Origin of the sequence: Secundilactobacillus kimchicus JCM 15530, from assembly GCF_001433995.1 — a bacterium.
Lineage (GTDB): Bacteria > Bacillota > Bacilli > Lactobacillales > Lactobacillaceae > Secundilactobacillus > Secundilactobacillus kimchicus.
Window position 1 is genome coordinate 1 of the sequence record NZ_AZCX01000041.1, and the last position, 281, is coordinate 281.

A 281-nucleotide genomic window follows, 5' to 3' on the forward strand; every position below is an offset into this window, starting at 1 on the left:
TGCAAGCAACAGTGGGAACAAGAACCAACCATTAGCTAAACCAAGCAAGAAACCAAGTGGTGAAAGCAATAACCCGAGTAACAATAAGTGACCCAAGAATGCCCACGGCAAGGCTAACAAGAATGGAATAGCCGTTAAGAGTGCTGCTAAACCAAGTGCTAAGAGATCTGCGATTGCTTTAGCCAACAAGAAGCCGGCAATGAGCAATGGCAAAGTTAGCAAGAACGGAAGTCCACCGAACAACAAGCCAAGTGGGAACAACAATGCCCCAATCAACAAGT

Annotated in this window: 1 protein-coding gene; it reads right to left on the reverse strand. The window is 45.9% G+C overall.

Going from position 1 to position 281, the window contains the following annotated elements; genetic code table 11:
• A partial coding sequence (locus FC96_RS13090; protein WP_162253159.1) for a hypothetical protein occupies positions 1-281 on the reverse strand: 281 nt, incomplete at both ends.